The 12573-nt window shown below is 51.9% G+C and carries 11 protein-coding genes and 1 pseudogene; 8 read left to right on the plus strand and 4 right to left on the minus strand.

Annotation, left to right across the window (positions count from 1 at the left end; translation table 11 throughout):
- Both OGY18_RS13115 and OGY18_RS13120 read left to right on the plus strand, forming a co-directional pair.
- Positions 1-368: YagM family protein (locus tag OGY18_RS13115; protein WP_502873481.1), on the plus strand; the 368-nt coding region annotated here is incomplete at its 5' end.
- A 461-nt stretch (positions 369-829) separates the two neighbouring features.
- Entirely contained in the window at positions 830-1450 is a 621-nt protein-coding gene (locus tag OGY18_RS13120; RefSeq protein ID WP_003029579.1) for an inovirus Gp2 family protein, read from the plus strand.
- 55 nt (positions 1451-1505) lie between these two features.
- Here OGY18_RS13120 and OGY18_RS13125 read toward each other — a convergent pair whose 3' ends face one another.
- Both OGY18_RS13125 and OGY18_RS13130 read right to left on the minus strand, forming a co-directional pair.
- Positions 1506-2162 carry an ATP-binding protein gene (locus OGY18_RS13125; RefSeq protein ID WP_003029581.1) on the minus strand — a complete coding sequence of 219 codons (657 nt, stop codon included), beginning with the start codon at positions 2160-2162 and terminating at the stop codon, positions 1506-1508.
- A 28-nt stretch (positions 2163-2190) separates the two neighbouring features.
- Positions 2191-2499, minus strand: a complete 309-nt coding sequence (locus tag OGY18_RS13130) for a maltose acetyltransferase domain-containing protein (RefSeq protein WP_003029582.1) — start codon at positions 2497-2499, stop codon at positions 2191-2193.
- A 536-nt stretch (positions 2500-3035) separates the two neighbouring features.
- On the opposite strand from OGY18_RS13130, the gene OGY18_RS27340 reads away from it, so the two are divergent.
- The 6 genes from OGY18_RS27340 to OGY18_RS13155 all read left to right on the plus strand — a co-directional run bounded on the left by OGY18_RS27340 (position 3036) and on the right by OGY18_RS13155 (position 9956).
- Positions 3036-3179, plus strand: coding sequence for a helix-turn-helix domain-containing protein (locus tag OGY18_RS27340; RefSeq protein WP_223870241.1), 144 nt, complete (start codon positions 3036-3038; stop codon positions 3177-3179).
- A 228-nt stretch (positions 3180-3407) separates the two neighbouring features.
- A complete protein-coding gene (gene cscK / locus OGY18_RS13135; RefSeq protein ID WP_003029584.1) occupies positions 3408-4331 on the plus strand; it encodes a fructokinase in 924 nt (307 codons plus the stop codon).
- A 165-nt stretch (positions 4332-4496) separates the two neighbouring features.
- Complete coding sequence (locus OGY18_RS13140; protein WP_003029587.1) at positions 4497-6014, plus strand: carbohydrate porin; 1518 nt, start codon at positions 4497-4499, stop codon at positions 6012-6014.
- Between the two features lie 137 nt (positions 6015-6151).
- A complete protein-coding gene (locus tag OGY18_RS13145) occupies positions 6152-7522 on the plus strand; it encodes a sucrose-specific PTS transporter subunit IIBC (protein ID WP_000345204.1) in 1371 nt (456 codons plus the stop codon).
- Positions 7522-8922, plus strand: coding sequence for a sucrose-6-phosphate hydrolase (locus OGY18_RS13150; RefSeq protein ID WP_003029589.1), 1401 nt, complete (start codon positions 7522-7524; stop codon positions 8920-8922). Before OGY18_RS13145 ends, OGY18_RS13150 begins: the two co-directional genes overlap by 1 nt.
- A 29-nt stretch (positions 8923-8951) precedes the next feature.
- The gene (locus tag OGY18_RS13155) at positions 8952-9956 is read left to right on the plus strand and encodes a LacI family DNA-binding transcriptional regulator (protein ID WP_003029591.1); all 1005 of its coding nucleotides are present in this window, start codon (positions 8952-8954) and stop codon (positions 9954-9956) included.
- Positions 9957-10121: 165 nt separating this feature from the next.
- Here the strand turns inward: OGY18_RS13155 and OGY18_RS13160 are convergent.
- Together OGY18_RS13160 and ltrA are read right to left on the minus strand one after the other, a co-directional pair.
- A pseudogene (locus OGY18_RS13160) lies at positions 10122-10309 on the minus strand (DDE-type integrase/transposase/recombinase); the annotation flags it as partial.
- Positions 10310-10389: 80 nt separating this feature from the next.
- Positions 10390-11898: a group II intron reverse transcriptase/maturase gene (gene ltrA, locus OGY18_RS13165; protein ID WP_001189109.1), complete on the minus strand. Its 1509-nt coding sequence runs from the start codon at positions 11896-11898 to the stop codon at positions 10390-10392.
- Positions 11899-12573: the final 675 nt, after the last annotated feature.

Genomic DNA, 12573 nt, shown 5'->3' on the forward strand with positions numbered 1-12573 from the left:
GGCTCATGATGTCCCTCTGGGATGCGCTCCGGATGAATATGATGATCTCATATCAGGAACTTGTTCGCACCTTCCCTAATATCATACTGATAAAGGAAACAGTCTACGATGGTTGTTTTTTTGATTTGAGCAGCATTGTGATTATGCCAATCTTTGAACTTATTACATTTGGAGTTGAAGCAGTATTGAAAAGAAATAAAACTCCCCCTAAACAATCATGCTATTGCTGGATACCAATTTATTACACAAATGATCTAGCGGTAATGGTCCCTGTGATTGCCGAAGGCGATACACCTCAAAAGGCGATGAAAGGAGGAGATGCCATCATTATTAACCCCTTTAACGGTGAAGTAAGCCATACTTTCTGATACCAATGTTAAGCATAACCACTTAGTTGTATACATCTCGACAGTATGGAGTTAGTACCTAATAGCTTGATGAGGGTAAAAGATGCCTACTAACAAAGCAAAATCAAAGAAAATTCTAGGAAGGCCTGAAGGAAGTAAATATTCCCATTTAATTCAGAGTGAGAAGGCTAAGCATTACTCTCAATCCAAGGTGGCAAAGATCTTAGGAATAAGTATTTCCACGGTAAAAAGACACTGGGATAACGGCATCTTTGGGTGATTATAATTGCAGAGTTGCTTTTTAATTATTTTACTGCATGGGTAATGGGTTGATAACAAGTTTTATTGTTGGAAAGGTATTATATAACAGTCATTACTATTAACAGTTAATTAATATAACTAACCACAGACATTCAGCTATGTCTGATCATATTACTATATACGGCTATCCAAAGCCGTAGGGCTAACGACAGGATCGAAACATGGAATTATATCATGGTTCCCATGGTGAGCATGTGCTCGCCTATAAAAAACATATTGAACGAGTCGTCAATGATGCTATCAGTGAATTCCCCAGAACAATGGCGTTACGTGTTGATGTTCATTATCCACCCATTTTAGACAGAGGTGACACTGTTTGCTGTTTTCCTAATCTAGAGCCTGGTGCCATATCCCGTTTCCGTAATGCATTAAATGCCATGTTGGAGGCCAATGAGAGAACCAGAGCAGCTAACGGCAAAAGAATATATCCAAACCGTGTTCGTCATGTTTGGGCACGGGAGTTTTCCGAAGAAGGAAAATGTCACTTTCACCTTGGTCTTTTTTTTAATAAAGATGCTTATTACCATTTAGGTGATTATGAGGCTGAAAGAAATTTAAGGATGATGATTGTAAGAGCATGGTATAGCGCACTGGGATTGGAACTGGATGATTATCCGGGATTGGTTCACTACCCTGAAAATTGTCGTTATATTTTAGACGTCAATGATTTTAACTTTGAAGGAGAATACAATAAATTACTGAATCGCTTCGACTACCTAGCTAAACTCGATACAAAAGCATATGGAGATGGCGACCGTAGCTTCGGCTGCAGTCGCGGGTAATTTATTTTTTACAGCAATGGCCTTTCTTATGGATGGAAAGGCCAGACCTTATATATCAAGAAGATGGTGAGCGATAAAGTATTGTTTTCAAGTAATCATCTGTTGCAGTAAACTCAGGGAGTTGGCCACTCATGGCCTGTGTTAGTGGAATAATCTTTGTCCTGACTCCCATCCCCCTGAAATCAACGTAACCATAATCACGTAAGACTTCCATAATAATCGTATTGCGTGGTGATCGCTGACCTGTAACCATCTTTTCAATCGACATCGAATTATTCAGCGCCCCTGGGCTAATAACTTCAAATCGATTGCTATACAAGCCAATCTCTATCTCAACAAAGCGTGTCCAGTCACGATGAGCCAGTGCATTTACAACAGTTTCGCGAATAGCTTCCAGTGGATAATACCAGGTTGTTTCCCGACGTAGATGCGTATCGGGTAGAGGGGCCTCTGAAGTGATAAAGGGCATGATAGTTGACATCAAACGCTCAATCAATCCACCATCGATCAAAGCCTTTCCGGCTTCCTCAGTATCAAAACGCCCAACCATTGGACCATCCAGAATATCATCGAGTAACGGTTGGTACTCCTTATCCTCGCTGGCAAACGCAAAGACTCGGATATCTGGTCGATGCGAGAGTTCAACCATTTTGATTTTGAACTCAACGGGATAATTAGGGCTTTTTTTACGCACTGTGGTTAATGATTTCATGGATAGTGTCCACCATATTTGGTGTCCACTATCCTCTCAGGAATTTCAGGATCTGCCAGACGGTGCTGAGACGACGCTTACGAATGTTATACCCCCTGCTGCAGTGGAAAGACGTGGTGACAGATACCCCTTCCCCACATTCAGGCAGCAACTCTTTCATCAGTAGCAGGCGGGAATCAATATGAGCAGGATCGGTGTGGTTAAAACGATGAAGGAGCGATTTTGTCCGCAAAGAATCCGCTTTTATGGCGGGTTCAGCAGGGAAAAAGTAATCCCCATCTTTAAGACGGACACGTTCCACCCTGGTATCAGCGCAGGGCGGCAATTTATCATTCATTAATTCTGTTTCCTCCGTATGCAGCGTGGAGCCTTTCCTGTTACCGGTTTTATCCGGATGTATGCTGTCCCGTGAAGTGGCGGGCAAACTCACTTCTAAAAAATTACGGCCAGATCTTGTCATGCCTATCACAAAGTATCATAACCGAGCATTGTGTAAAGATGAAAACCGTCAAATTGAGCGCAATCGAGCTGCATGATATGATCAGAACCCTACTAAATCAGAAGTATTGGGTATGAGATTACTTTTGAGGAAGCACGTAAATGAAACGAGTGGTTCTGTTTTCATGTGGGAGCGCTTGTCGCTCCCTGAATAGTCCATGTGACAATGAAGATTAAACAGCATCATAACCAGCATGATGCCGTTGCATTTCTTGCATATCGGCAGACTACATCAGAACCCGGTAACCTTGGATGCTGGGATAATGGCAGAGAAGAGGCACTTACTGTATCTACGGTAAAAAGCGGTTTTGTCGATGAAGTTTTAAAGGAAACCCTCCAGAAACGCTGATGAAATTGCGCAGTTTCGCTGGCCTGATGCGACAACAACTCGCCAGTAGAATGGGTATTTCTTACAAATACCTGCGCAGCATAGAAGCAAACCCATCCAGAGCGAGCATTACTACACTTAACCATTATGCCAAGAAGTGTGGTGTTAAAAGCCCTTTGATTTATCTGTAAATAAGATAAAACATGATAATTTCATCAAGTTGCATGGTAATTTATCCAGGATCCATTTGTGTCCAGGACGTAAGTCTTCACAGCTGTCGAATCAATTCTATTTCGTAAGGCGGCTCACGTTTTTATGCCCTGAGCAGTGCTTTTCCGGCTGGAACTTTCCCCCACTCATTCACTGTGATTTAATATGCTAAACCGGTTTAATTAAGTTTAGCCTTGGAGGGTTTTAGCATGAAAGCAAAAGTTTGGGTTCTGGGCGACGCAGTGGTGGACCTGCTACCGGAGAGTGAAGGGCGCTTGCTACAGTGCCCTGGAGGCGCGCCGGCTAACGTGGCGGTAGGGGTTGCCCGCCTTGGCGGCAACAGCGGATTTATCGGCCGCGTCGGCGGTGACCCGTTTGGCCGCTACATGCGTCATACCCTGCAACAGGAGCAGGTCGACGTCAGCCATATGTATCTTGACGATCATCACCGCACGTCCACTGTGGTGGTCGACCTTGATGACCAAGGTGAACGCACCTTTACCTTTATGGTACGCCCCAGCGCTGACCTGTTCCTGGCTGAAGAAGACCTGCCACAGTTTGCCGCCGGACAGTGGTTGCACATCTGCTCCATCGCGCTCAGCGCCGAGCCCAGCCGCAGTGCTACCTTCGCGGCTATGGAGAACATCAAACGTGCCGGTGGCCGGGTGAGCTTTGACCCTAATATCCGCCTGGATCTCTGGCAAGATCAGAACCTGTTGCACGCCTGTCTCGACCGCGCCCTGCGTCTGGCGAACGTGGTGAAACTGTCCGAAGAAGAGCTGATACTCATCAGCGGGAGTAATGATATCGCGCAGGGGATCGCCAGCATCACTGAGCGTTATCAGCCTGAATTACTGCTGGTGACTCAGGGTAAAGCGGGCGTCATCGCCGCATTCCAGCAGCAGTTTATCCATTTCAGCGCTAAACCGGTTGTCAGCGTGGATACCACCGGTGCGGGCGATGCGTTTGTCGCCGGACTGCTTGCCAGCCTTGCTGCCAACGGGATGCCGGCGGATATCAATGCCCTGGAGCCAACGCTCGCTCTGGCGCAAACCTGCGGTGCCCTGGCAACCCTGGCGAAAGGCGCGATGACTGCCCTGCCATACCAGCGCGATCTACACCGCCAGATTTGATCCTAAATACCGTCGTACGCGGTCCACTTTGTTGCATCCATCACACTTATTAAACCGGTTTAGCAAAATCAATTTCAAAATGTTAAATGTCGTGCTTAACATTGCAACTAAACCGGTTTAGCAAAAACACACAATTTTTTATTTTCCTTTTGGGATGCAATCAATATGTTCAGAAAAAGCACACTCGCGGTTCTTATCGCTTTGCTAACCGGCGCCGCCTCAGCCCATGCACAAACGGATCTCAGCAGTATCGAAGCCCGTTTAATTGCGCTGGAAAAACGCTTACAGGATGCCGAAAACAGAGCGCAAACGGCAGAAACCCGCGCAGAGTCGGCAGAGAAGAAAGTACAGCAGCTCACGACACAGCAACAAAAAACCCAGGACAGCACTCAGGAAGTGGCTCAGCGTACCGCCAAACTGGAGAAAAAAGCCGATGAGAAAAGCGGGTTTGAGTTCCACGGCTACGCCCGCTCCGGCGTGATAATGAATGACTCCGGCGCCAGCACCAAATCCGGAGCCTACATGACGCCAGCAGGGGAAACCGGTGGGGCTATTGGCCGCCTGGGAAACCAGGCCGATACCTATGTTGAAATGAATCTTGAACATAAGCAGACCCTGGATAACGGGGCAACGACCCGCTTCAAAGTCATGGTCGCCGACGGTCAAACCACTTATAACGACTGGACGGCGAGCACCAGTGATTTGAACGTGCGTCAGGCCTTTGTTGAACTGGGCAACTTGCCCACCTTCGACGGGCCGTTTAAAGGCTCCACCCTGTGGGCCGGGAAACGCTTTGACCGGGATAACTTTGACATTCACTGGATCGACTCGGATGTCGTGTTCCTCGCCGGTACCGGCGGCGGTATTTACGATGTCAGGTGGAACGACAGCGTTCGCAGCAACTTCTCTCTTTACGGGCGTAACTTCGGCGATATTGCTGATACCAGCAACAGTGTGCAGAACTACATCGTCAGCATGAACAATTTCATCGGGCCGGTGCAGATGATGGTCAGCGGGATGCGGGCAAAAGACAACGACGAACGCCAGGATACCAACGGTAATCCGGTCAAAGGCGATGCGGCAAATACCGGTGTACATGCGCTGCTCGGGTTGCACAACGACAGTTTTTACGGCCTGCGTGAAGGTGCCAGCAAAACCGCCCTGCTCTACGGTCACGGACTGGGTGCCGAAGTTAAAGGTGTCGGCTCTGACGGCGCGTTACGCTCGGGGGCTAACACCTGGCGCTTCGCCAGCTACGGCACCACGCCACTGAGCAAGAACTGGTTTATCGCCCCGGCGATACTGGCACAAACCAGTAAAGACCGTTATGTCGATGGCGACAGCTACCAGTGGGCAACCCTCAACATGCGTCTGATCCAGGAGATCAATCAAAACTTCGCCCTCGCTTATGAAGGCAGTTACCAGTATATGGATCTCAAACCTGAAGGTTATAACGATCGCCATGCGGTAAACGGCAGCTTCTACAAGCTCACCTTCGCCCCGACCTTTAAGGTTGGCGACATCGGCGATTTCTTCAGCCGTCCTGAAATCCGTCTTTACACCTCGTGGATGGACTGGAGCAAAAAACTCAATAATTACGCCAGCGATGACGCGCTGGGCAGCAGTGGTTTTAAATCGGGCGGCGAATGGTCGTTCGGGATGCAGATGGAAACCTGGTTTTGATGGTTAACACCTGGCGACAGTAACCGCCGGGGCGACAAAATACGTTTCGTCGCCCCGGACACAATAACAACGAAGAGAATGCGCTCCGGCTACCACGGGACGACAACTCGAAAATCAATACGCATTCAGAGGGTACTATGGATTTTGAACAGATTTCCCGCTCGCTACTTCCGCTTCTGGGAGGCAAGGAAAATATCGCCAGCGCCGCGCACTGTGCCACACGCCTGCGCCTGGTGCTGGTCGATGACTCACTGGCCGATCAGCAGGCCATCGGCAAAATTGATGGGGTGAAGGGCTGTTTCCGTAACGCCGGACAGATGCAGATTATCTTCGGCACCGGGGTGGTGAACAAAGTCTACGCCGCCTTTATCCAGGCGGCAGGGATTGGCGAATCCAGCAAATCGGAAGCTGCCGACATTGCGGCGAAAAAACTGAATCCTTTCCAGCGCATTGCCCGCCTGTTGTCGAACATCTTTGTGCCGATCATCCCGGCTATCGTCGCCTCCGGCCTGTTGATGGGCCTTCTGGGGATGGTTAAAACGTACGGCTGGGTCGACCCGGGTAACGCCATCTACATCATGCTGGATATGTGCAGCTCAGCGGCGTTTATTATTCTGCCGATCCTGATTGGCTTCACCGCCGCCCGCGAGTTCGGTGGTAATCCTTATCTTGGCGCGACGCTTGGCGGCATCCTGACTCACCCGGCGCTCACCAACGCCTGGGGTGTGGCCGCCGGTTTCCACACCATGAACTTCTTCGGCCTTGAGATTGCCATGATCGGCTATCAGGGCACGGTGTTCCCGGTGCTGCTGGCGGTGTGGTTTATGAGCATCGTTGAGAAACAGCTGCGTCGCGTGATCCCCGATGCACTGGATCTGATCCTGACGCCGTTCCTGACGGTGATCATTTCCGGTTTTATCGCCCTGCTGATTATCGGCCCGGCTGGTCGCGCGCTTGGCGACGGTATTTCGTTTGTCCTTAGCACCCTGATTACCCACGCCGGTTGGCTGGCCGGACTGCTGTTTGGCGGTCTCTATTCGGTTATCGTCATTACCGGTATTCACCACAGCTTCCACGCCATCGAAGCGGGACTGCTGGGCAACCCATCCATCGGCGTCAACTTCCTGCTGCCGATTTGGGCGATGGCCAACGTCGCTCAGGGCGGTGCTTGTCTGGCGGTGTGGTTCAAAACGAAAGATGCCAAAATCAAAGCCATTACCCTGCCCTCGGCGTTTTCTGCCATGCTCGGCATCACCGAAGCGGCGATTTTTGGTATTAACTTACGCTTTGTAAAACCGTTTATCGCAGCCCTGATTGGCGGCGCGGTGGGCGGCGCGTGGGTGGTATCCATGCATGTTTACATGACCGCGGTGGGCCTGACGGCTATCCCTGGCATGGCTATCGTGCAGGCCAGCTCGCTGCTGAACTACATTATCGGGATGGTTATCGCCTTTGGCGTCGCCTTTGTCGTCTCCCTGGTACTGAAATACAAAACGGACGCTGAATAATGTCACATCCATCACGCCTGCCTGCGATTTTGCAGGCTGTTATGCAGGGCCAGCCGCGCGCGCTGGCCGACAGCCACTATCCCCGCTGGCACCATGCGCCGGTGACCGGGCTGATGAACGATCCCAACGGCTTTATTGAATTTGCCGGACGTTATCACCTGTTTTATCAGTGGAACCCGCTCGCCTGCGATCATAAGTTCAAGTGCTGGGGGCACTGGAGCTCTGCCGACCTGCTGCACTGGCAACATGAGCCGATCGCGCTCATGCCGGATGAAGAGTATGACCGCAACGGCTGCTACTCCGGAAGCGCCGTGGATAGTCAGGGCACGCTCACCCTGTGCTATACCGGCAACGTAAAATTTGACGACGGCAGCCGAACCGCGTGGCAGTGCCTGGCGACGGAAAATGCCGACGGCACGTTTACCAAACTCGGCCCGGTATTACCGCTGCCGGAGGGCTATACCGGCCACGTGCGTGACCCGAAAGTCTGGCAGCACGAAGGTCGCTGGTACATGGTGCTGGGCGCACAGGATTTGCAAAAGCGTGGCAAGGTGTTGTTATTCAGCTCAGCGGACCTTCATGAGTGGACGAGTCAGGGCGAAATCGCCGGTTATGGCATCAATGGCCTGGACGACGCGGGCTATATGTGGGAATGCCCGGACCTGTTTGCCCTCGGCGACCAGCATGTCCTGATTTGCTGCCCGCAGGGCGTGCCTCGTGAGAAAGAGCGCTATCTCAACACCTACCCGGCAGTGTGGATGAGCGGCGATTTCGACTACCACCGCGCGGCCTTCGAGCATGGCGAACTGCACGAATTGGACGCAGGGTTTGAGTTCTACGCCCCGCAAACCATGCTTACCAGTGATGGCCGCCGTCTGCTGGTCGGCTGGATGGGCGTGCCGGAGGGCGAAGAGATGCTTCAACCGACCCTCACCAACGGCTGGATCCATCAGATGACCTGCCTGCGTGAGCTGGAGTTTATCGATGGTCAGCTATACCAACGTCCTCTACGAGAGCTGAGCGCCCTGCGCGGCGAAGCGCACGGCTGGGCAGGGAACTCCCTGCCGCTGGCACCGATGGAAATCGTTCTACAAACCACTGGGGACGATATTTTGAGCCTCGATTTTGACGGCGCATTAATCCTTGAACGCGATGCCAGCGGGATCCGCCTGGCCCGACCCAGTCTGGCCAGCGACGAGAAGCATTATCGTTACTGGCGCGGAGACGTCCGCTCGCTGCATATTTTCATCGACCAGTCTAGCGTGGAGATTTTCATCAACGGCGGCGAAGGAGTGATGAGCTGCCGCTACTTCCCGGCCTGTTCAGGGCAGCTAATGTTCTCTGGCATCACACCGGACGCATTCTGCTACTGGCCGCTGCGAACTTGCATGGTAGAATAAGCGTTTTGCCTCAAGCTCATGGCGTCGTAATGAAAACTAAACGCGTAACCATTAAAGATATCGCCGAACAGGCTGGCGTCTCAAAAGCGACCGCCAGCCTAGTACTGAACGGTCGTGGTAAGGAGCTGCGTGTGGCGCAGGAAACGCGTGAGCGAGTACTGGCGATTGCCCGTGAGCAGCACTATCAGCCAAGCATTCACGCCCGCTCGCTGCGCGACAACCGCAGCCACACCATCGGACTGGTGGTGCCGGAGATCACCAACCACGGCTTTGCGGTCTTTTCACATGAGCTGGAAATGCTGTGCCGCGAAGCAGGCGTCCAGCTATTGATCTCTTGTACTGATGAAAACCCCGGTCAGGAGAGCGTGGTGGTCAATAACATGATTTCCCGCCAGGTTGACGGTCTGATCGTCGCTTCATGTATGCACAACGATGCCGACTATCTTAAGCTCAGCCAACAACTGCCAGTAGTGCTGTTTGACCGTTGTCCTAATGAAAGCCTGCTGCCGCTGGTGATGACTGATTCGATTACCCCAACGGCGGAACTGATTTCCCGCATTGCACCTAAGCATAGCGATGAGTTCTGGTTTTTAGGCGGTCAGTCGCGTCTGTCGCCTTCACGCGATCGTCTGACCGGCTTCACGCAGGGTTTGGCTCAGGCGGGTATTGCACTGCGCCCGGAATGGGTGATTAACGGTAACTACCACCCGAGCTCAGGCTATGAGATGTTCGCCGCACTCTGCGCGCGACTTGGGCGGCCGCCTAAGGCGCTGTTCACTGCCGCCTGTGGACTGCTCGAAGGGGTACTGCGCTATATGAGCCAGCACCATTTACTCGACTCAGATATCCATCTGACGAGCTTTGACGATCACTATCTTTATGATTCGCTGTCGCTGCGTATCGATACCGTACAGCAGGATAACCGCCAGTTGGCCTGGCACTGCTATGATCTGATAAGCCAATTGATCGAGGGCGATACGCCCGAAACGCTACAACGCTACCTGCCCGCAACGCTGCAGTTTAGGCATCAGTAATAACTGAGCATTTTTGAATACCCTACAGAGGTGAAATCTGGTGCGAATCCAACAATCAAAAATCAATATTTGTAGTGATGTGATGCGGAAAGGTCTTCACTGCATCAGTAATCACACCAATCGGGTTAAACGGCAAACTGAGTGGTGGTAAAGACTGACACCGGCATTATTACTGTCACTGTGGAACATCACTCCGGCGGGTTTACCGCAAGCTTCCCACGCAATTTCCAGCGCTTTGATGTCAGCTTGCTGTCCGGTGAGAATGACATTGCCCAACCCTCAGGTTTCCTTGCGAACAGATCGAGAACAACAGCAAGGTAAGCCCAACGCTTGCCTGTCCAGAGTAGAGTAAGAGGCAGGGCGTAGTCGGACTATTTCCCTGCCTCTCCTCCCCGAACCGGACGTGCACCTTTCAGCGCATCCGGCTCTCCATTTAAATGCTGGCGAACGCCATTGCCACTTCTGTAAAGCGCGATGTATACGTGTTTCTGGTCTCCGTCCTCAGATAGGGATTACCTTCGGGTAGCCGCCAGCGGAACAGCTTCTTGCCTTGCCCCACCAACCGGTACAGTATTTCGCCGCTGAGCTTGCCGTGATTGGTTTTACCAAATAAAACCCACGTTTTGCTCTGACCCGGTTTCGGTGATTTACACCACCACCTCATCAGGGAAGCGATACCTGTACGGTATTTGCGGGCCAGCCAGTGAGCCAGCTTCCAGAACACGACACGGTCGATATAACTGAAGACTTTGGCCTTAAAATCAACGAACTTATAGAACATGGCCCAGCCTTTCAGTTTTCGGTTGAGTTGTTCAGCCATATCGACTTTGCTTTCACTGTAGTTGCCTGATAACAGTGCTGTCAGCGATGCGGCGAAGTTTCTGGCTTTCTCCTGCGGGATCGTTGAGACCACTCGCATCTCGCCATAACGACTGCGTTTGCGAATGATCCTGTGCCCCAGAAAGATAAAGCCGTCATTAACATGGGTGATTTTAGTCTTATCCATGTTCAGCCTGAGTTTCAGACTGCCTTCGAGCACACCCCGACACTCCTCCCTGATGGCTTCCGCCTGTGCTTTGGTGCCTTTGACGATGAGGACAAAATCATCGGCATAGCGGCAGTACGCCACCGCGGGTTTCCACTGCCAGTTTTCTCTGACCGCCGTACTTCGGCCCCGTTGGATACTGTTATTCCAGTACCACCGATCTTTTCTGGCTTTCCCGCTCAGGTAGCGCTCATGCAGGTATTGATCGAACTCATTCAGCATGATGTTCGATAATAGCGGCGATATAACACCGCCCTGTGGCACACCTTCACTGGCCGCCCGAAAGAGACCGACATCGATATGTCCCGCCTTGATGGTTTTCCACAGCAGAGTCATGAAACGTGCGTCACTGATCCTGCGGCGTACAGCCTTCATCAGCAGTCGATGATGTACGGTGTCGAAGTAACTGGACAGGTCGCCTTCAATCACCCAGCGTCCCCGGGTTTCACCGCAGTCTGTGAGCTGTAATTTCACCGTGCGGATCGCGTGGTGGACACTGCGCTCAGGCCGGAAGCCATATGAGAGCGTATGAAAATCACTCTCCCATATCGGCTCCATCGCCATCAGCATGGCCCGCTGAACAATACGATCCCGCAACGCGGGGATACCCAGTGGTCGCAGTTTGCCGTTGCTTTTAGGGATGTAAACCCGTCTGGCGGGCAAGGGCTGGTAGTGGCCTGAGAGTAATTCATCCCTGAGGATTTGCAGCTCAACAGCCAGTCTGGCCTGTAGCATTGTTTTGTTCACGCCATCAACGCCGGGGGTATGCGCCCCCTTTGATGAAAGCGTGATCCGCGCCGCTTCAGCCAGCCATTCTGGTTGTGTTATCAGACGCAGCAGCCGTTGAATCCGTAGGGACGGATCGGTGGCTGCCCATGTGGCAAGCTTGCGTTGCATTTCGCTGATTATCAAAGGTCTTCACCTCGTTAGGTCAGTTAATTCACGTCGCAAACACATTCAAACTGCTTCCCTTCGCCATGTAATGGGCTTTCCCCATCGCGGACTACTACGGAAGCTCCGCCAGCCAGCGCGTCATCGGAGCCATGCCCCCTTAACATCCGTCGCTGACCTTCCCCGGTTTACCTGCCTGGAGTCAGGCATACTGAGGAGGCTGCCCGTCGCACTCTTTATCCTTGCTTGCCGCAAGTTGGCAGAAGTCAGCAACGCAAGCGTGATAGACGCTGCTGCCCCGGTGTTTCGCATACATGTCAAAACACCTTCGACCGGCAGTGCTTACGTATCACTGCCAGTTCCTCCTGCACGGCCTGTCAGATCACGTAGGCCGTGGTGACGTTTTCAACCCACAGAGGCGGATTAACGGGTTCATGTTCTTCAGCCTTTCAGTACTTAACCTTGAGGATCATCTCGGCTTAGTGATCTCGCCTCAATCCCCGTTGTCAGCGGGTTACATCACCCTGCGGGCATGCCGCAGGTCACTGCCGCTCAGGTTCTCCACCGTCACACCCGGTGGGATTGTTGGGTTTCTCATCGTGAGTTACCGGTTCAATATTCCAGACAGACTCGCGGTTCATTTAAGCATCCATGCCCGCCCTGAACTCCGGGCACACTATA

The organism is Citrobacter sp. Cpo142, assembly GCF_030332425.1.
GTDB classification, from domain to species: Bacteria; Pseudomonadota; Gammaproteobacteria; order Enterobacterales; family Enterobacteriaceae; genus Citrobacter; species Citrobacter portucalensis.

What these genes read in the sequence shown, in the direction of transcription:
- OGY18_RS13120 (WP_003029579.1), top strand. Translation starts at nt 830, where the DNA reads ATGGAATTATATCATGGTTCCCATGGTGAGCATGTGCTCGCCTATAAA.
- OGY18_RS13125 (WP_003029581.1), bottom strand. Translation starts at nt 2,162, where the DNA reads ATGAAATCATTAACCACAGTGCGTAAAAAAAGCCCTAATTATCCCGTT.
- OGY18_RS13130 (WP_003029582.1), bottom strand. Translation starts at nt 2,499, where the DNA reads ATGAATGATAAATTGCCGCCCTGCGCTGATACCAGGGTGGAACGTGTC.
- OGY18_RS27340 (WP_223870241.1), top strand. Translation starts at nt 3,036, where the DNA reads ATGCGACAACAACTCGCCAGTAGAATGGGTATTTCTTACAAATACCTG.
- cscK (WP_003029584.1), top strand. Translation starts at nt 3,408, where the DNA reads ATGAAAGCAAAAGTTTGGGTTCTGGGCGACGCAGTGGTGGACCTGCTA.
- OGY18_RS13140 (WP_003029587.1), top strand. Translation starts at nt 4,497, where the DNA reads ATGTTCAGAAAAAGCACACTCGCGGTTCTTATCGCTTTGCTAACCGGC.
- OGY18_RS13145 (WP_000345204.1), top strand. Translation starts at nt 6,152, where the DNA reads ATGGATTTTGAACAGATTTCCCGCTCGCTACTTCCGCTTCTGGGAGGC.
- OGY18_RS13150 (WP_003029589.1), top strand. Translation starts at nt 7,522, where the DNA reads ATGTCACATCCATCACGCCTGCCTGCGATTTTGCAGGCTGTTATGCAG.
- OGY18_RS13155 (WP_003029591.1), top strand. Translation starts at nt 8,952, where the DNA reads ATGAAAACTAAACGCGTAACCATTAAAGATATCGCCGAACAGGCTGGC.
- ltrA (WP_001189109.1), bottom strand. Translation starts at nt 11,898, where the DNA reads ATGCAACGCAAGCTTGCCACATGGGCAGCCACCGATCCGTCCCTACGG.